The 19,655-nt window shown below is 52.8% G+C and carries 15 protein-coding genes and 1 pseudogene; 13 read left to right on the top strand and 3 right to left on the bottom strand.

The window, feature by feature from the left end; genetic code table 11:
* Window positions 1-70: 70 nt before the first annotated feature.
* The 7 genes and pseudogenes from ssaA (at window position 71) to foxA (ending at window position 6,295) form a co-directional block, all read left to right on the top strand.
* Complete coding sequence (ssaA, locus tag NA389_RS08895; RefSeq protein WP_000934834.1) at window positions 71-172, top strand: small effector SsaA; 102 nt, start codon at window positions 71-73, stop codon at window positions 170-172.
* Window positions 173-288: 116 nt separating this feature from the next.
* Window positions 289-1,692: a cytochrome ubiquinol oxidase subunit I gene (locus NA389_RS08890; protein WP_000393715.1), complete on the top strand. Its 1,404-nt coding sequence runs from the start codon at window positions 289-291 to the stop codon at window positions 1,690-1,692.
* On the top strand, window positions 1,689-2,699 hold the full coding sequence (gene cydB, locus NA389_RS08885) for a cytochrome d ubiquinol oxidase subunit II (RefSeq protein WP_000151047.1): 1,011 nt from the start codon (window positions 1,689-1,691) through the stop codon (window positions 2,697-2,699). Before NA389_RS08890 ends, cydB begins: the two co-directional genes overlap by 4 nt.
* A complete protein-coding gene (locus tag NA389_RS08880; RefSeq protein WP_305954967.1) occupies window positions 2,645-2,830 on the top strand; it encodes a DUF2474 domain-containing protein in 186 nt (61 codons plus the stop codon). The genes cydB and NA389_RS08880 overlap by 55 nt, the downstream gene beginning before the upstream one ends.
* Window positions 2,749-2,941, top strand: a pseudogene (locus NA389_RS08875) (hypothetical protein). Before NA389_RS08880 ends, NA389_RS08875 begins: the two are co-directional and overlap by 82 nt.
* A 95-nt stretch (window positions 2,942-3,036) precedes the next feature.
* Window positions 3,037-4,041, top strand: coding sequence for a ferrioxamine uptake transcriptional regulator FoxR (gene foxR / locus NA389_RS08870; RefSeq protein WP_000074602.1), 1,005 nt, complete (start codon window positions 3,037-3,039; stop codon window positions 4,039-4,041).
* Window positions 4,042-4,186: 145 nt separating this feature from the next.
* The gene (gene foxA / locus NA389_RS08865; protein ID WP_001127721.1) at window positions 4,187-6,295 is read left to right on the top strand and encodes a ferrioxamine B receptor FoxA; all 2,109 of its coding nucleotides are present in this window, start codon (window positions 4,187-4,189) and stop codon (window positions 6,293-6,295) included.
* Window positions 6,296-6,335: 40 nt separating this feature from the next.
* On the opposite strand, the gene NA389_RS08860 is transcribed toward foxA, so the two are convergent.
* Window positions 6,336-6,968 carry a LysE family transporter gene (locus NA389_RS08860; RefSeq protein WP_000433126.1) on the bottom strand — a complete coding sequence of 211 codons (633 nt, stop codon included), beginning with the start codon at window positions 6,966-6,968 and terminating at the stop codon, window positions 6,336-6,338.
* 231 nt (window positions 6,969-7,199) lie between these two features.
* Here NA389_RS08860 and yahO point away from each other — a divergent pair, with 231 nt between their 5' ends.
* A complete protein-coding gene (yahO, locus tag NA389_RS08855) occupies window positions 7,200-7,475 on the top strand; it encodes a DUF1471 family periplasmic protein YahO (RefSeq protein ID WP_000848026.1) in 276 nt (91 codons plus the stop codon).
* Window positions 7,476-7,610: 135 nt separating this feature from the next.
* On the opposite strand, the gene prpR is transcribed toward yahO, so the two are convergent.
* Entirely contained in the window at window positions 7,611-9,236 is a 1,626-nt protein-coding gene (gene prpR / locus NA389_RS08850; RefSeq protein WP_000205267.1) for a propionate catabolism operon regulatory protein PrpR, read from the bottom strand.
* 265 nt (window positions 9,237-9,501) lie between these two features.
* On the opposite strand from prpR, the gene prpB reads away from it, so the two are divergent.
* The 4 genes from prpB to prpE all read left to right on the top strand — a co-directional run bounded on the left by prpB (window position 9,502) and on the right by prpE (window position 15,087).
* Complete coding sequence (gene prpB / locus NA389_RS08845) at window positions 9,502-10,389, top strand: methylisocitrate lyase (protein ID WP_000052222.1); 888 nt, start codon at window positions 9,502-9,504, stop codon at window positions 10,387-10,389.
* A 110-nt stretch (window positions 10,390-10,499) separates the two neighbouring features.
* Window positions 10,500-11,669: a bifunctional 2-methylcitrate synthase/citrate synthase gene (prpC, locus tag NA389_RS08840; RefSeq protein ID WP_001285878.1), complete on the top strand. Its 1,170-nt coding sequence runs from the start codon at window positions 10,500-10,502 to the stop codon at window positions 11,667-11,669.
* Window positions 11,670-11,708: 39 nt separating this feature from the next.
* Complete coding sequence (locus tag NA389_RS08835; RefSeq protein WP_000107074.1) at window positions 11,709-13,160, top strand: bifunctional 2-methylcitrate dehydratase/aconitate hydratase; 1,452 nt, start codon at window positions 11,709-11,711, stop codon at window positions 13,158-13,160.
* 40 nt (window positions 13,161-13,200) lie between these two features.
* Window positions 13,201-15,087 carry a propionate--CoA ligase gene (gene prpE, locus NA389_RS08830; protein ID WP_000010222.1) on the top strand — a complete coding sequence of 629 codons (1,887 nt, stop codon included), beginning with the start codon at window positions 13,201-13,203 and terminating at the stop codon, window positions 15,085-15,087.
* Window positions 15,088-15,192: 105 nt separating this feature from the next.
* Here the strand turns inward: prpE and hemB are convergent, their stop codons facing one another.
* Window positions 15,193-16,167 (bottom strand): porphobilinogen synthase, encoded by a 975-nt coding sequence (hemB, locus tag NA389_RS08825; RefSeq protein WP_000130724.1) that lies wholly within the window; start codon window positions 16,165-16,167, stop codon window positions 15,193-15,195.
* Window positions 16,168-16,679: 512 nt separating this feature from the next.
* On the opposite strand from hemB, the gene NA389_RS08820 reads away from it, so the two are divergent.
* The gene (locus NA389_RS08820) at window positions 16,680-19,616 is read left to right on the top strand and encodes an autotransporter outer membrane beta-barrel domain-containing protein (protein WP_000556521.1); all 2,937 of its coding nucleotides are present in this window, start codon (window positions 16,680-16,682) and stop codon (window positions 19,614-19,616) included.
* Window positions 19,617-19,655 lie beyond the last annotated feature (39 nt).

Raw genomic sequence — 19,655 nt, 5'->3', positions numbered from 1 at the left:
TTGTTTTGCCGTTATTTTTATAACGGCCGGGTAGATATTGCCGATTGAATGTAACTAAGGGAGACATGTTATGCTAAATAGATACTACCGTTTCGCTGTCGAAAAAGACGACCCCTCCGAAGCGCCAGAGTCGGGCGATAAGCCTGACAGCCAGCCGCAAAAAAAATCGTAATTTATCTGGATATTCCCCGACGTTTTTACGTTTGGGGAAAATAACCGTTTCGTTTCAACCTGGTTGCGAACAGTGAATATTTTACACGAAGTGACTATATATAAACGGGAGGGAACATGGAGTTTGATGCATTCTTTTTAGCGAGACTCCAGTTTGCCTTTACCGTCTCTTTTCATATTATTTTCCCCGCGATTACGATTGGCTTAGCCAGTTACCTGGTGGTACTGGAAGGTCTATGGCTAAAAACGCGTAATCCTGTCTGGCGCTCGCTCTATCAGTTCTGGCTCAAAATTTTTGCCGTCAACTTCGGGATGGGCGTGGTCTCCGGTCTGGTCATGGCTTACCAGTTCGGAACGAACTGGAGCGGTTTCTCCCAGTTCGCCGGCAGTATCACCGGGCCTTTATTAACCTATGAAGTGCTCACCGCATTCTTCCTGGAAGCGGGATTCTTAGGCGTGATGCTTTTTGGCTGGAACAAAGTCGGGCCGGGCCTGCATTTCTTGTCTACCTGTATGGTGGCGTTGGGCACGTTAATGTCGACGTTCTGGATTCTGGCGTCTAACAGCTGGATGCATACCCCGCAGGGATTTGAAATTCACAACGGTCAGGTGGTCCCGGTGGACTGGGTCGCGGTGATTTTCAACCCGTCGTTCCCGTATCGCCTGTTGCATATGTCCGTTGCGGCGTTTTTAAGTAGCGCGATGTTTGTCGGCGCGTCCGCTGCCTGGCATTTACTGAAAGGTAACGATACGCCGGCTATCCGCCGTATGTTCTCGATGGCGTTATGGATGGCGGTCGTGGTGGCGCCCGTTCAGGCATTGATTGGCGATATGCATGGCCTTAATACTCTGAAGCATCAGCCGGTCAAAATTGCCGCGATTGAGGGGCACTGGGAAAATACGCCCGGCGAGCCAACGCCGCTTACGCTGGTAGGCTGGCCGGATATGGAGGCGGAACGGACCCGATATGCGCTTGAGATCCCGGCGTTGGGCAGTCTGATCCTGACGCATAGCCTGGACAAACAGGTGCCTGCGCTAAAAGATTATCCCAAAGAGGATCGCCCCAACTCTACCGTGGTGTTCTGGTCTTTCCGTCTGATGGTGGGCATGGGCGTACTGATGATCTTCCTGGGGCTGGCCAGCCTGTGGCTACGCTACCGACGCCGACTGTATCATTCGCGGCCCTTTATGCACTTTGCGCTGTGGATGGGGCCGTCCGGGCTTATCGCCATCCTTGCCGGATGGGTGACGACTGAAGTAGGACGTCAGCCGTGGGTGGTCTATGGCCTGCTGCGAACGCGTGATGCGGTTTCCGCGCACAGCACCTTGCAGATGAGCATCAGTTTGCTGGCCTTCTTTGTGGTCTATTCCCTGGTCTTTGGGGTTGGCTATATTTATATGATTCGCCTTATCCAGAAAGGGCCGCAGCCGGCGGAGACACCGACCGCTGAAACCGATGGCAGACCAGCGCGTCCTATCTCTGCCGTGGGAGAATCGCTTGAGCAGGAGAAACGCGAATGACCATCGATCTTCCGGTTATCTGGTTTGCTATTATCGTGTTCGCCACGCTGATGTATATCGTAATGGATGGGTTCGATCTGGGCGTCGGTATCCTGTTTCCGTTTATTCGCGATAAACACGATCGCGATGTTATGGTGAACTCGGTCGCGCCGGTATGGGACGGGAACGAAACCTGGCTGGTGCTGGGCGGCGCCGGGCTTTTTGGCGCGTTCCCGTTGGCTTATGCCGTCATCACCGACGCGCTGACTATCCCGCTGGTGGTTATGCTGCTTGGTCTTATCTTTCGCGGCGTCGCTTTTGAATTCCGTTTTAAAGCCACCGAGTCGCATCGCGCGTTCTGGGATAAATCCTTTATCGTCGGGTCAATCCTGGCGACCTTTGCCCAGGGGGTTGTGGTGGGGGCGGTGGTGAGCGGTTTTCAGGTGGAAGGGCGAACCTTTAGCGGTTCGCAGCTTGACTGGCTGACACCGTTTAACCTGTTCTGCGGCGTCGGTCTGGTCGTCACCTATGCGCTGCTGGGCGCTACCTGGCTGATTATGAAAAGCGAAGATCCACTGCATAGCCGGATGTGCGCGCTGTCGCGCCCGTTGTTGATCGTCTTGTTGTTGGTGATGGGAGGCGTCAGCGTGTGGACGCCGCTCACCCACGACGACATCGCCGAGCGCTGGTTCACGCTGCCCAATTTATACTACTTCCTGCCGGTGCCTGTGCTGGTGTTGGCTTTTAGCGTCTGGCTATGGCGCAGCGTGAAAAAACCAGAATCCCATGCGCGTCCATTTATTCTCACGCTAGGGCTGATTTTTCTGGGGTTCAGCGGGTTAGGCATCAGTATTTGGCCGAATATTATTCCACCGGATATTTCGCTGTATGCCGCCGCCGCGCCGCCGCAAAGTCAAAGCTTCATGCTGGTTGGGGCGCTGATAATCATCCCGATTATTCTGGCTTATACCTTCTGGAGCTACTACGTCTTCCGTGGAAAAGTGCGACATGGAGAGGGATATCACTGATGGTTAAAGTGAAAAAATGGTCGCGGCGAGTCGTATGGATGGTCGCGATATGGTGCGCCAGCGTGCTTCTGCTGGCGGGCGTCGGAATGTTGTTCAGACTGCTCATGACCTCCGCAGGATTTCGCTCCTGACTGATACCCCCCGGACGCGCTTTCGTCTCTGGCGAAAGCGCGTTTTTATCGACAGATCGGCGTTTATCGATCACCTTTGCTCGCCTTATCTCTCCCCTCAATAGCGGTTGATAATTATTCTCATCTTTATTGTCGTTCCCGGGCCGCAGTGATATGGTTACACAGTGGCTAACGCTCTGGTATAACGCAGATAAACGGTATTGATAATGTCTCCGATCTCCTGTCACTCTTCCGCCGCCCCGGCGATGAAAAAGATCTTTTCCGTCAGCGACTTCATCGCGTTTGGCGAGCGTTATGGCATTGATTACCGCTTCCCTGCGTTACCGCAGTATACGCAGAGTAGTCCCGTACTTCATGGCGATATCGAAGAGATAGCGCTTCCCGGCGGGATTTGCATTACACGCTCGGATGTTCACGTGTTACAACCTTATGAAACCACCTCTCGCCATAGCAGTCCGCTGTATATGCTGGTGGTGCTGGAAGGTAACGTTGCGCTGGCTGTCAATGAGCAGACCTTTTTGTTGAGCGCGGGGATGGCGTTTTGCTCGCAACTGAGTGAGCAGCAGACGATACGCGCCCATCACGGCGCAGACAGTAAATTGCGCACCTTATCGCTGGGAATGTACCCGGACGGCGGATGGCGGGAGCGTTTGCCTGTCTCGCTGGCAGACGAGTGGGAAAATAGCGCGGCCTCGGCGAGGGTCTGGCAGGTGCCGGAGTTTCTGCTTTCAGGGCTACGTTATGCGCAGCAGCCCGGACCTCATACGGCGTCACGTCAGTTAATGCTGGAAGGCATCATGCTGCAATTGCTGGGCTATGCGCTAAATCTATGTCAGCCCGCAACGCAAAAACGCGGACTTCCCGTCACCGGTGAATATCAGCGGCTGGAGCTCATTCGGCGTTTACTGGAGCAGACGCCGGAAAAAGCCTACACGCTGAACGAACTGGCGCGTCGGGCGGCAATGAGTCCAAGTAGCCTGCGGTGCAAGTTTCGCCATGCCTATGGGTGTACCGTGTTTGATTATCTGCGCGATTGCCGCCTGGCGCGCGCGCGTCGTTATCTGATGGAGGGATACAGCGTGCAGCAGGCCGCCTGGATGTCAGGCTATCAACATGCCACAAACTTTGCGACGGCATTTCGTCGGCGTTATGGCTGCTCGCCCGGCGAGCTGCGTGACGCGTCTCTGACGGCGTCCCGACACTGTGCGTAACGCGCTCCGCCAGAGCGGTAATATCCGCCGCTAACCCGGTTTTCTGCCGCTTTGGGTGATTTTTTATCATTGCGCATAGGCAATCTGGCGTTACGCATAGTGGTCCGTCATCTCTAAAAGGTAATAATTCTTATTTACAATAAAGATGCCTTTGGAGATGTTCATGTTTGCGACAACGCGTATGGCGCTATTGATAGGCGGAGCTATCGGCGGCGCGACTTTTCCTCTTTTTGCCCAGGAAACCACAAAAAATGATACCGTCATTGTCACCTCGCCCGTTCAGAGTGGCGCGACCAAGCTGGCGACGCCAGATATTGAAACGCCGCAGTCGGTATCCATTATTACCCGCCAGCAGTTTGAAGAGCAGGGCGCAACCAGCGTGCGTCAGGCGGTCAGCTACACCCCAGGCGTATACAGTAATCAGATAGGCGCCTCTAACCGCTTTGATTACATCGTATTGCGTGGTTTTTCGGACGGTAGTCTGGATAACGTCTATCTCGACGGGTTAAAAATGATGGGCGACACCAATTCACACAGTTCGTTGGTGGTTGACCCCTGGTTTCTGGAAGATATTGAGGTGGTACGCGGCCCGGCGTCCGTTCTGTATGGACGTTCATCGCCAGGCGGCATTGTCGCGCTGACGTCGCGAAAACCGGCGTTTGATGCCGGGGGAGAGGTGAAGCTGTTTGCCGGCAATCACAACCAGCGCGGGGCGGCTTTTGATGTGACCGGCCCACTGGATGACAATGAACGTGTGGCGGCGCGTCTTAGCGGTATGACACGTTACGCCGATTCGCAGTTTACCCCCTTGAAAGAGGAACGCTATGCGCTGATGCCGAGCCTGACCTGGCGAATTACCGATCGGACGCGTCTTGATCTTATGGCCTATCTGCACCGTGATCCGCAAGGCGGTAGCCACTCCGGACTGCCTTATCAAGGCACGGTTGTACCTTATAACGGCGGAAAAATTTCTAACACTTTCTTTGAAGGTGAAGATGACTACGACAAATACGATCGCCGTGAAAATATGGTGGGTTATAACATTGAGCATCTGTTCGATAGCGGCTGGTCGGTACGGCAAAAATTGCGCTATTTGCATACCAAAGTGACGTTGAATCAGGTCTATGCCGCAGGTTGGTTGAATGAAACGGCGCTGAATCGCGGCTATTCCGGCTCCGGGGAGAAAATGTCGGCTATCGCGCTGGATAATCAGCTCGACGGTAGCGTGGATACCGGGGCGATTAATCATCGTCTGCTGGTGGGGATCGATTATCAGGATCGCAGTAATCATACTACTGGCTATTATGGCGCGTTTCCGCCGATTGACGCTTTCAACCCTGTTTATGGCGCTCAGCCGGATTACATTACGTTGTATAGCCGTGAAAAACATAAGCTGCGGCAGACCGGATACTATTTACAGGATCAGATGTCATGGGATCGCTGGCGCTTTACGTTGGGCGGTCGTTACGATCGGGTCAGCGTGTCTAACATCGACAAACTTCATGATTCACGCAGCGATCTCGATAAAAACAACGTCAGCACCCGTGCCGCGTTGCTTTATCTGTTCGACAATGGCGTCGCCCCCTATCTCAGTTATTCCACCGCGTTTACGCCGACCAGCTTCGCCGACGAAAACGGCAATGTGCTGGAACCGATGAAAGGCAAGCAGTGGGAGGCGGGGGTAAAATACGAACCGCTGGGGGGGAATAGCCAGTTTAGCGCCGCCGTGTATCGTATTAACCAGACCAATATCGCGACCAAAGAAGAACCTACCGATCCGTACCGCTCGATTGGTGAAATTGAGTCTAAAGGGGTTGAACTGGAGGCCATTAGCCATTTGTCGGATAACGTCCGTTTGCAGGCGGCGTATACCTATACTGATATCCGTTATAAGAAAAGTAGCCCGCAAGAACAGGGTAAGCGCGCGGTTTATGCTCCACGGAACCAGGCCAGCGCCTGGCTAAGCTACGATGTGAAAAGCGGTCTGTTAGAGGGGCTGACTTTGGGCTCCGGCATTCGGTACGTCAACGGCGTGACCAGCGATCGCCTGAATACCCACACGTTGCCGTCCTATACACTGGTCGATATGGTGGTTGGGTATGATTTATCCAGCATTGGGTTAAATGGCTTGAGCGCCCAGCTCAACGTAAATAACCTGACAGACAAACGCTATGTCGCTGCCTGTAATTCGCTCTCTTATTGTTATTTTGGTGCCGAGCGTAGCATTGTAGGCAGCGTGTCATGGGCGTTTTGATAACGCTTATCGTCCGGTAGCAAAGGCTACCGGGCAAACATTAGCGGTGCGTCACGCCTTCATAGAGAAGTCTGAGCGCAAACATCCCGATAATGGCGCCGATAACACGGCTGGCAATGCGCTGTATTCGCCCATAAGCGCGGCGGACTGCGGGGAGCGAAAAGGCCTGGCTGAGAAAAATACGCCAGATAACGGATGACAGCACAATTCCGGCCCAGGCCATTAACCTTGCCCATGTGGGCGTTTCTGCGCTAAGCGTTACGGAAAAAATACTAATAAAAAACAGTACGGTTTGCGGATTGGATAAATCGGTCATTAATCCCCGGCGAAAGAAAATTGTCCACGGGGCGGCAATCGGCGTCTGGAGCGTGCTCATTTGCGGCGTCGCCTGGTCGCGAATACTGTTCCAGGCGAACCATAATAAATAGGCGCCGCCGACAATTTTGATAAGAGAAAATACCGCTTCGCATTGCGTAATGAGCGTCGCCAGACCGAAAAGCCCCAGCCCGGAATAAAAGGCGTCTCCCGTGGCGACGCCCAGGCCGGTGATGACTCCCGCCCGGCGTCCTGATGCGAGGCTGGTTTGCACCACCACAAACAAATTCGCGCCGGGATTAAAAAAGGTTAACACAAACAGACTGACGGTAAGCACAACGGCATGAAACGGCTCCATAGGCAACTCTTCTCTTAGCCTCAAGAAATAACCTTCATCTTATTAATAGTCAAACCAGATGATTGCGAGAGAGATCACAAAGCAGGGGCGTTTTAATCCGCGTTGTTACGCCGACAGAGCGGGGGCTGACTGGATTTTTCCAGCAATCTACACTACTTATTTAATCAGTCCGAACGGCCTTTTTGTTCTGATAAAGCGATGATGGCGTAATAATAAAACGAGGGTTTTGCTATGAAAACTGGCTACAAGGTTATGCTTGGCGCATTAGCGTTTGTCGTGACAAACGTTTATGCCGCAGAAATCATGAAAAAAACGGACTTTGATAAAGTCGCCTCCGAATACACGAAAATTGGCACGATTTCCACCACCGGGGAAATGTCGCCGCTGGACGCCAGAGAAGATTTAATCAAAAAGGCGGATGAAAAAGGGGCGGATGTGGTGGTGCTGACGTCCGGGCAGACAGAAAATAAAATTCATGGTACGGCTGATATTTATAAAAAGAAATAAAAGCGTTGCATCATAAAAATACCCGCCTGGGTTTCCGGCGGGTATTTTTATTCCTGGCAACCGGCATCCGTTTTGCCGGATGACGGCCTGCAGTAAACGTAGCGCCATCAGGCATTCAGGACGCTGTCATTTGTCTTAATTACCCGACTGGTCTTTGGCACCTGCTTTTAAACGACGCCACAGAGTGGTGCGGCTAATCCCCAGATAACGCGCCGCCGCGGTCTTATCGCCCTTAAAGCGCGCCAGTACATCCTGTAACGTGTGCGCATCCACGGTTGAAGGCGTCAGCTCTGCTGTGTTCACCATAAGCTCAGGTAATAACTGCCGCATAAATTGCCTGTCCAGCGTTGGCGCGGGATCGACGCTTAAAAAAAGTGCCAGGCGCTCCATCATATTACGCAGTTCGCGAATATTACCGGGCCAGCGCCAGGCCAGCAAAAGCGGCTGACACTGTGTCAATCCATGACGTATCGATTCGGTAAACGGAATTTCCATCGCCGCCAGCGACTGTTTTAAAAAGTTTTCCGCCAGCGGCAAAATATCAGCCTGCCGCTCGCGCAAAGGAGGAAGCGTCAGACGCAGAATACTCAGGCGATAAAAGAGATCGGGGCGAAAACGTCCTTGCATTATCTCCCGATCCAGATCGCAATGCGTAGCGCTGATCACCCGGACATCCACCGGGATCGGCTGGTGTCCGCCGACGCGAGTGACGGCTTTTTCCTCCAGTACGCGCAAAAGTCGGGTTTGTAACGGCAAGGGCATTTCGCCGATTTCATCCAGAAACAGCGTGCCGCCGTGTGCGATTTCAAACAGCCCCGCCCGGCCTCCTCGTCGTGAACCGGTAAACGCACCCTCTTCATAACCAAACAGTTCCGCTTCCAGCAACGACTCGGTAATCGCGCCGCAATTGACGGCGACAAAGGGAGGGGATGGCTTATTCTGACGGTGAGGCTGGCGGTGAAAAAACGTCTGGTGAATCGCTTGCGCCGCCAGCTCTTTTCCGGTCCCTGTTTCCCCCTGAATCAGCACTGCCGCACGGGAGCGGGCATAGAGTGTAATCGTCTGGCGGAGCTGCTCCATTTGCGGCGACTGGCCGCGTATATCGCCCAGTTCATACCGGGTTTGTAATCCCTTGCCGGGTGGGTAATCCACGCGCTGTCTCCGTGTCAGACGGGTCATATCCAGCGCATCATGGAAAGCCTGACGAACGGTCGCCGCAGAATAAATAAAGATGGCGGTCATTCCCGCTTCTTCCGCCAGATCGGTAATTAATCCCGCGCCGACGACAGCCTCAATACCGTTGGCCTTAAGTTCGTTAATTTGCCCGCGCGCGTCCTCTTCGGTGACATAGCTTCGCTGTTCAAGACAGAGGTGAAACGTTTTCTGAAAGGCAAGTAAAGCCGGAATGGTCTCCTGATAGGTCACGATACCGATAGACGAGGTGAGCTTTCCCGCTTTCGCCAGTGCCTGTAATACATCGAATCCGCTGGGCTTGATGAGGATCACCGGTATTGACAGGCGACTTTTTAAATAGGCTCCATTCGAACCCGCCGCGATAATCGCGTCGCAGCGCTCGGTCGCCAGTTTTTTGCGAATGTAGGTCACCGCCTTTTCAAAGCCGAGTTGAATAGGCGTGATGGTCGCCAGATGATCGAATTCCAGGCTGATATCCCGAAACAGTTCGAACAGACGCGTTACGGAGACCGTCCAGATCACCGGTTTATCGCTATTATCGCGCGGAGCGCTGTGGGCAGTCGTCATCGCAGTAGGTTCATCTTTAAGGGGCGATTTTTTGTTTTAAACGTGTTTCATAAATGTTGCAATGAAACGGAACGATTCGTTTCATGAAACGTTAGCTGACACGTTTTTCTTTTACCTTAATCGCGCTTATTCATAACAGAAATGACTGTAATCACCTGTTTTTAAATCTCATTGTATTTAATTTTCTCGCTGCCTCTTTGCCTGGCATAGCCTTTGCTTTGGTGAATACATCTTGAGTAACAATTTACTAACATGAGGACGAGATATGTCTTTACATTCGCCGGGGCAGGCATTTCGCGCCGCGCTCGCTAAAGAGAATCCATTACAAATTGTCGGCGCGATCAATGCTAACCATGCTCTGTTGGCCCAACGGGCCGGGTATCAGGCTATCTATCTTTCTGGCGGCGGCGTAGCGGCAGGCTCGCTTGGACTGCCGGATCTGGGGATTTCTACGCTGGATGATGTGTTAACCGATATCCGTCGCATCACGGATGTTTGCCCGCTGCCGCTGTTGGTGGATGCGGATATTGGCTTTGGCTCCTCCGCCTTTAATGTCGCGCGGACGGTAAAGTCCATAGCCAAAGCGGGCGCCGCCGCGCTGCATATTGAAGACCAGGTTGGCGCTAAGCGCTGTGGACACCGTCCAAACAAAGCGATCGTCTCGAAAGAGGAGATGGTAGACAGAATTCGGGCGGCAGTGGATGCGCGCACCGATCCGAACTTTGTGATCATGGCGCGTACCGATGCGCTGGCGGTGGAAGGGCTGGAGGCGGCTCTCGATCGCGCGCAGGCTTACGTGGATGCGGGGGCTGACATGCTGTTCCCGGAGGCGATCACCGAACTGTCGATGTACCGCCAGTTCGCCGACGTGGCGCAGGTGCCGATCCTCGCCAACATCACTGAGTTTGGCGCGACGCCGCTGTTTACGACCGACGAGTTGCGCAGCGCACACGTGGCGATGGCGCTCTATCCGCTGTCGGCGTTTCGCGCCATGAACCGCGCCGCAGAAAGAGTCTATACCGTGCTGCGCCAGGAAGGGACGCAAAAGAACGTGATCGACATCATGCAAACCCGCAACGAGCTGTACGAAAGCATCAATTACTACCAGTTCGAAGAGAAGCTGGACGCGCTGTACAGGAATAAAAAATCGTAGCCTGTAGGCCTGATAAGGCGAAGCCGCCATCAGGCAATGCCGGATGGCACTACGTTTATCCGGCTTACACGCCTCAATACCCTACACATTAAAAAAATGACGAGGACACTATGAGCGACACCACGATCCTGCAAAATAATAACCATGTCATTAAGCCCAAAAAATCCGTCGCCTTGTCTGGCGTACCAGCCGGAAATACCGCTCTGTGTACCGTGGGAAAAAGCGGTAACGATCTGCACTATCGCGGTTACGACATTCTCGATCTGGCGGAGCATTGCGAATTTGAAGAAGTCGCGCATTTGCTGATCCACGGAAAATTACCGACCCGCGACGAGCTGAACGCTTATAAAAGCAAGTTAAAAGCGCTGCGCGGATTACCCGCCAATGTCCGTACCGTTCTGGAAGCGTTACCGGCGGCCTCGCACCCGATGGACGTGATGCGTACCGGCGTTTCCGCGCTGGGCTGCACCCTGCCGGAAAAAGAGGGACATACCGTCTCCGGCGCGCGCGATATTGCCGATAAGCTGTTGGCCTCGCTCAGCTCTATCCTTCTTTACTGGTATCACTACAGTCACAACGGCGAACGTATTCAGCCGGAAACCGACGATGATTCCATCGGCGGCCATTTCCTGCATCTGCTGCATGGTGAAAAGCCAACCCAAAGCTGGGAAAAGGCGATGCATATTTCGCTGGTGCTGTATGCCGAGCATGAGTTCAACGCCTCGACGTTTACCAGCCGGGTGATTGCCGGGACCGGCTCGGATGTCTACTCCGCGATTATCGGCGCGATTGGCGCGCTGCGGGGCCCGAAACACGGCGGGGCGAATGAGGTGTCGCTGGAAATTCAACAGCGTTATGAAACGCCGGACGAGGCAGAGGCGGATATCCGTAAACGCGTGGAAAACAAAGAGGTGGTGATTGGCTTTGGACATCCGGTTTACACCATCGCCGACCCGCGCCATCAGGTGATCAAACGGGTGGCGAAACAGCTTTCAGAAGAAGGCGGCTCGCTGAAGATGTACCACATCGCCGACCGTCTGGAAACGGTGATGTGGGAAACCAAAAAGATGTTCCCGAATCTCGACTGGTTTTCGGCGGTCTCCTACAACATGATGGGCGTCCCTACCGAAATGTTCACCCCGCTGTTTGTCATCGCCCGCGTTACCGGCTGGGCGGCGCACATTATTGAACAGCGTCAGGACAACAAGATTATTCGCCCCTCTGCCAACTATACCGGGCCGGAAGATCGTCCGTTTGTCTCGATAGACGATCGTTGCTAACTCACTCTTATTAAAAATAAAACGCAGGAAACGTACCCTATGTCTACCCAAGAACTGAACATCCGCCCGGAATTTGACCGCGAAATCGTCGATATCGTGGATTACGTGATGAACTACGACATCACCTCAAAGGTGGCGTACGACACCGCGCATTATTGCCTGCTCGACACGCTCGGCTGTGGTCTGGAAGCGCTGGAATACCCGGCCTGTAAAAAATTGCTTGGGCCGATCGTGCCAGGCACGGCGGTGCCCAACGGCGCACGCGTGCCGGGCACCCAGTTCCAGCTCGATCCGGTACAGGCAGCTTTTAACATTGGCGCGATGATCCGCTGGCTCGATTTTAACGATACCTGGCTTGCCGCCGAGTGGGGCCATCCTTCTGATAACCTCGGCGGTATTCTGGCGATTGCGGATTGGCTGTCACGCAACGCCGTCGCCGCCGGCAAAGCGCCGCTGACCATGAAACAGGTATTGAGCGGGATGATCAAAGCCCATGAAATTCAGGGCTGCATCGCGCTGGAAAACGCCTTCAACCGTGTCGGGCTTGATCATGTGCTGCTGGTCAAAGTGGCCTCGACCGCGGTGGTCGCTGAAATGCTGGGGCTGACGCGCGATGAGATCCTCAACGCGGTATCGTTGGCGTGGGTCGACGGCCAGTCGCTGCGCACTTATCGTCATGCGCCGAATACCGGTACGCGCAAATCCTGGGCGGCGGGCGATGCGACTTCGCGCGCGGTACGTCTGGCGCTGATGGCGAAAACCGGAGAGATGGGCTATCCCTCGGCGCTCACCGCCAAAACCTGGGGCTTCTACGACGTTTCATTCAAAGGTGAAACGTTCCGTTTCCAGCGTCCTTACGGCTCCTACGTGATGGAAAACGTGCTATTCAAAATTTCTTTCCCGGCAGAATTCCACTCGCAAACCGCCGTCGAAGCGGCGATGACGCTGTATGAGCAGATGCAGGCCGCGGGTAAAACGGCAGCGGATATCGAGAAAGTGACCATCCGCACCCACGAAGCCTGTCTCCGCATTATCGATAAAAAAGGCCCGCTCAATAACCCGGCGGACCGCGATCACTGTATCCAGTATATGGTCGCCGTGCCGTTGCTGTTCGGACGGTTAACCGCGGCGGATTATGAAGACGAGGTGGCGCAGGACAAGCGTATTGACGCCCTGCGCGAGAAAATCGTGTGTTATGAGGATCCGGCTTTTACCGCCGACTATCACGACCCGGAAAAACGTGCTATCGGCAATGCGATCACCGTGGAGTTTACTGATGGCTCACGCTTTGGCGAGGTTGTCGTGGAGTATCCGATTGGTCATGCGCGTCGCCGCGCCGACGGTATTCCGAAGCTTATCGAAAAATTTAAAATTAACCTGGCGCGTCAGTTCCCGACTCGCCAGCAGCAACGCATTCTGGATGTCTCCCTGGACAGAGCCCGCCTGGAGCAGATGCCGGTTAACGAATACCTCGATTTATATGTCATCTGAGCCAGCCAGCAGTAAGGCGTAAGTTCAACAGGAGAGCGTGATGTCTTTTAGCGAATTTTATCAGCGTTCCATTAACGAACCGGAGGCGTTCTGGGCCGAGCAGGCCCGGCGTATCGACTGGCGACAGCCGTTTACGCAGACGCTGGATCATAGCCGTCCACCGTTTGCCCGCTGGTTTTGCGGCGGCACCACTAACTTATGTCATAACGCCGTTGACCGCTGGCGGGATAAACAGCCGGAGGCACTGGCGCTGATTGCCGTCTCATCAGAGACCGATGAAGAGCGTACATTTACCTTCAGCCAGTTGCATGATGAAGTCAACGCTGTGGCCGCTATGCTGCTGTCGCTGGGCGTGCAGCGTGGCGATCGCGTATTGGTCTATATGCCGATGATTGCCGAAGCGCAGATAACCCTGCTGGCCTGCGCGCGCATTGGTGCGATCCATTCGGTGGTCTTTGGCGGTTTTGCCTCGCACAGCGTGGCGGCGCGCATTGACGATGCCAGACCGGCGCTGATTGTGTCGGCGGATGCCGGAGCGCGGGGCGGTAAAATCCTGCCGTATAAAAAGCTGCTTGATGACGCTATTGCGCAGGCGCAGCATCAGCCGAAACACGTTCTGCTGGTGGACAGAGGGCTGGCGAAAATGGCGTGGGTGGATGGGCGCGATCTGGATTTTGCCACGTTGCGCCAGCAGCATCTCGGCGCGAGCGTGCCGGTGGCGTGGCTGGAATCCAATGAAACCTCATGCATTCTTTACACCTCCGGCACTACCGGCAAACCGAAAGGCGTCCAGCGCGACGTCGGCGGTTATGCGGTGGCGCTGGCAACCTCGATGGACACCATTTTTGGCGGCAAGGTGGGCGGCGTATTCTTTTGCGCATCGGATATCGGCTGGGTCGTCGGCCACTCCTATATCGTTTACGCGCCGCTGCTGGCAGGCATGGCGACTATTGTTTACGAAGGACTGCCGACGTACCCGGACTGCGGGGTCTGGTGGAAAATTGTCGAGAAATACCAGGTTAACCGGATGTTTTCCGCCCCGACCGCGATTCGCGTGCTGAAAAAATTCCCGACGGCGCAAATCCGCAATCACGATCTCTCCTCGCTGGAGGCGCTTTATCTGGCCGGTGAGCCGCTGGACGAGCCGACGGCCAGTTGGGTGACGGAGACGCTGGGTGTGCCGGTTATCGACAATTATTGGCAGACGGAGTCCGGCTGGCCGATCATGGCGCTGGCCCGCGCGCTGGACGACAGGCCGTCGCGTCTGGGAAGTCCCGGCGTGCCGATGTACGGTTATAACGTCCAGCTACTCAATGAAGTCACCGGCGAACCTTGCGGCATAAATGAAAAAGGCATGCTGGTGATCGAAGGGCCGCTGCCGCCGGGCTGTATTCAGACTATTTGGGGCGACGATGCGCGTTTTGTGAAGACTTACTGGTCGCTGTTTAACCGTCAGGTTTATGCCACCTTCGACTGGGGAATCCGCGATGCCGAGGGGTATTACTTTATTCTGGGCCGTACCGATGATGTGATTAATATTGCGGGTCATCGGCTGGGGACGCGAGAAATAGAAGAAAGTATCTCCAGCTACCCGAACGTAGCGGAAGTGGCGGTGGTGGGGATAAAGGACGCTCTGAAAGGGCAGGTGGCGGTGGCGTTTGTCATTCCGAAGCAGAGCGATACGCTGGCGGATCGCGAGGCGGCGCGCGACGAGGAAAAAGCGATTATGGCGCTGGTGGACAACCAGATCGGTCACTTTGGTCGTCCGGCGCATGTCTGGTTTGTCTCGCAGCTCCCCAAAACGCGTTCCGGAAAGATGCTTCGCCGCACGATCCAGGCAATCTGTGAAGGCCGCGATCCGGGCGATCTGACAACCATTGACGATCCCGCATCGTTGCAGCAAATTCGCCAGGCGATCGAGGAATAGCCGTAAGCCGATAAGCCGCGTCCGGCAACGGGTTAGCGTCAGCGACTGAATAGTGGGGGGGGGGAACGTCGGGAAAGGGCGGCAGCGCGCCGCCCTGTAACAGAATTAACGCAGAATATTTTTCTCAGCCAGATCCAGCGCGAAGTAACTGAAAATCAAATCGGCGCCGGCGCGTTTAATCGAGCCCAGACTTTCCAGCACGACCTTTTCTTCATCAATGGCGCCAGCCATAGCAGCAAATTTAATCATGGCGTATTCACCGCTCACCTGGTAAGCGCCAAGCGGCAACTCTGTGCGTTCGCGGATTTCACGCAGCACGTCCAGATACGCGCCGGCCGGTTTCACCATTAAGCAATCCGCGCCCTGGGCTTCGTCGAGCAGTGATTCGCGAATCGCTTCACGGCGGTTCATCGGATTCATTTGATACGTCTTGCGGTCGCCTTTTAACGCGGTACCCGCTGCTTCACGGAAGGGGCCGTAGAAAGAAGAGGCGAACTTGGTGGAGTAGGACATTATTGCCGTATCGGTAAAACCGGCGGCATCCAGCGCCTGGCGGATAGCCTGGACTTGTCCATCCATGGCCGCGGAGGGCGCAATAAAATCTGCTCCAGCCGCCGCCGCGATAACGGCCTGCTTGCCGAGGTTGGCCAGCGTCGCATCGTTATCCACACCGTGTTCGCACAACACGCCGCAGTGGCCGTGCGAGGTGTATTCGCAGAAGCAGGTGTCGGACATGACGATCATCTCCGGCACGGTTTGCTTACAGATGCGGGACATTCTTGCCACCAGACCGTCTTCTTTCCAGGTATCGCTGCCGGTGTCATCAGTATGGTGGGAAATGCCGAAGGTCATAACGGAACGAATACCAGCATTTGCGATACGTTCAATCTCTCGCGCCAGCTGCTTTTCCGGGATACGCATTACGCCGGGCATGGCATCAATAGCTTTGTAATCGTCGAGTTCTTCTTCAACAAAGATCGGCAACACCAGGTCGTTCAGGCTAAGTGTTGTCTCTTCAAACATAGCGCGCAGCGCAGCGGATTTGCGCAGGCGGCGAGGGCGATGGATAAGGTCTGTCATGGTCTGCCTGATGTTTGTGGAATCGAAGGCCCAGTATACCTGAATCTGCAGGCAGATGTTTTACGAAAACGGTCCTTAACGTAGCAGGCGCAGCCCCAGCGGCGGCAGAACATGGCGCTTCTTTTATATACCGGAGATTAATACCTCAGGTACTATATCATTTTAAATAAGAATTAGTTTTACGTTGTTTTTAGTTTTATTTCATCGTCATTTAAGTAAATGTGGGTTTTAACATTATTCATATTTATTTTATTTTTCTTTAATCCATATTTATCTCATATGTATTTTATTTTTTTATTTTCTTGTAACCTCATGAAAAAGAATGATTTTTAATTATCTATTTTCCTTTTATTACGTCTTTTTAATTCATGTCCGAATCCGGACTGAGGATAAAGAATAATTGAACCTTTTAGCAATGACGCCGCATAATCCTCCTTGCTAAACATCTATATGTTTTTATGCATTGATAATTGATGGATCAACTATATTACGTCCCTGAGGAGGGATGACAAATGCACTCCTGGAAAAAGAAACTTGTAGTCTCACAATTAGCATTGGCTTGCACTCTGGCAATCACTTCTCAGGCGAATGCTACTACTTACGATACCTGGACTTATTACGACAATCCTACCACCGCGCTTGATTGGAATAATATGGATGCCGCAGGCACTGTTGATGGTAACTATGTAAACTATAGCGGTTTCGTTTACTACAACAATGCCAATGGTGATTTCGATCAGACGTTCAACGGTGACACTGTTAACGGTACGATTTCTACCTATTATCTGAACCATGATTATAATGACGCAACCAGTAATGAGCTGAATATTAGTAATTCAGTTATTCATGGCTCGATTACTTCCATGCTGCCGATTGGTTATTACGATCGTTTTGATACGTTGGATCACGATGGGTATTCTGAATATTATCGGTTCAACAACGGTACTGATACTGTTGACGGAAACTGGTATGACGGTGATGTGTTCACGCTGAACATCGCTAATTCCACCATTGATGATGATTATGAAGCGTTTTACTTCACTGATTCCTATAAGGATGGTGATGTAACTAAGTACACAAATGAAACATTCGATGTCAGCGAAGGCGTGGCGGTGAATCTTGATGTAGAAAGTAACATCAATATTTCCAACAATTCCCGTGTTGCAGGTATTGCCTTGTCTCAGGGAAATACTTACAACAACACTTACACGACGGAATCCCATAACTGGGATAACAATATTAATGTATTTGACTCTACTGTAACTTCCGGTTCAGATTATATCCTGGATAGTGCTTATACTACTGACACTGGTACTTTTGGCACAGGTCACTTTGGCAATTCCGATGAGCCGAGCGATTATACTGGTGCTGGCGACGTTGCATTATCTTTCACTGATGACAATGGTGCTTCAGACTATGCAATGAAGAACAATGTGTACTTCAGTAATTCTACGCTGATGGGTGATGTCAAATTTACCAGTACCTGGAACCTCAATTTCGATGAAGATGGTGATGATACTAACGGTGATGGTGTTCCTGATACCAACCATGGCTGGGCTGATGACGGCCTCAACGTCGACGAACTGAACCTTACACTTGATAATGGCAGTAAGTGGGTTGGTCAGGCGACTTATACTGTTGATACAACGTCCCGTATGTATGATGTTGAAACGAACAGCCTTACTCCAGGCGCAACATTGGAAGATAATGCCTGGAATCGTATCGTTGGTAATGAAGTTTTCCAGAGCGGCGTGTTTAACGTGACGCTGAACAATGGTTCTGAATGGGACACCGTTGGGGACTCGACTGTTGATACTCTGGCTGTAAACAATGGTTCTCAGGTTAATGTTTCTAATTCTGATTTAACATCAGACACCATTAATTTGACTAATGGTTCTTCACTGAACATTGGTGAAGATGGTTATGTTGACACCGATCACCTGACAATTGACTCCTATAGTACTGTTGGTTTGACCGAATCTACTGGATGGAGCACTTATTCCAATCTGTATGCCAATACCATTACTGTAACTAACGGTGGTATGTTGGATGTGAATGTTGGTCAGTTTGATACCGAAGTATTCAGCACTGATAAACTGGAACTGACCAGCGGCAATACTGCTGATCACAACGGTAATGTTGTTTCTGGTGTGTTCAATATCCATAGCAGCGATTATGTTCTGAACGCTGACCTGGTGAACGACCGTACCTGGGATACCACTCAGGCTAACTATGGTTACGGTACTATCGCGATGAACTCTGACGGTCACCTGACCATCAACGGTAATGGCGATATCAACAACGGCGACGAACTGGATAACAGCTCTGTTGACAATGTTGTAGCGGCTACCGGTAACTATAAAGTTCGCATCGACAACGCTACTGGTGCCGGTTCTGTTGCAGATTACAAAGGCAACGAGCTGATTTATGTCAATGACGTAAACACCGACGCAACCTTCTCTGCAGCAAACAAAGCTGACCTGGGTGCTTACACCTATCAGGCTAAGCAGGAAGGCAACACTGTCGTGCTGGAACAGATGGAACTGACCGACTACGCTAACATGGCGCTGAGCATTCCTTCTGCGAACACCAATATCTGGAACCTGGAACAAGACACCGTTGGTACTCGTCTGACCAACGCTCGTCATGGCCTGGCGGATAACGGCGGCGCATGGGTAAGCTACTTCGGCGGTAACTTCAACGGCGACAACGGCACCATTAACTACGATCAGGATGTTAATGGCATCATGGTCGGTGTTGATACCAAAGTTGACGGTAACAACGCTAAGTGGATCGTTGGTGCGGCAGCAGGCTTCGCGAAAGGCGATCTGAGCGATCGTACCGGTCAGGTGGATCAGGACAGCCAGTCTGCCTACATCTACTCTTCCGCTCGTTTCGCAAACAACATCTTTGTTGATGGTAACTTGAGCTACTCTCACTTCAACAACGATTTGTCTGCTAACATGAGCGACGGTACTTACGTTGACGGCAACACCTCTTCTGACGCCTGGGGCTTTGGCTTGAAACTGGGTTATGATCTGAAGCTGGGTGATGCAGGCTACGTAACGCCTTACGGCAGCGTATCCGGTCTGTTCCAGTCTGGCGACGACTACCAGCTGAGCAACGACATGAAAGTTGACGGTCAGTCCTACGACAGCATGCGTTATGAAATCGGTGTAGATGCAGGTTATACCTTCACTTACAGCGAAGATCAGGCGCTGACGCCGTACTTCAAACTGGCTTACGTTTACGACGACTCCAACAACGATGCTGACGTAAACGGCGACTCTATCGACAACGGCGTAGAAGGTTCTGCGGTACGTGTTGGTCTGGGTACTCAGTTCAGCTTCACGAAGAACTTCAGCGCCTACACCGATGCTAACTACCTCGGCGGCGGTGATGTTGATCAAGACTGGTCTGCAAACGTTGGTGTTAAATATACCTGGTAATCATTTTCTCTCAGGAGAAATAAAGGTAATTTAAACTGA

Origin of the sequence: Salmonella sp. NW645 (assembly GCF_051703725.1) — a bacterium.
In the GTDB taxonomy this organism is placed as follows: Bacteria; Pseudomonadota; Gammaproteobacteria; order Enterobacterales; family Enterobacteriaceae; genus Salmonella; species Salmonella enterica.
This window is presented reverse-complemented; position numbering and strand designations above follow the sequence as displayed.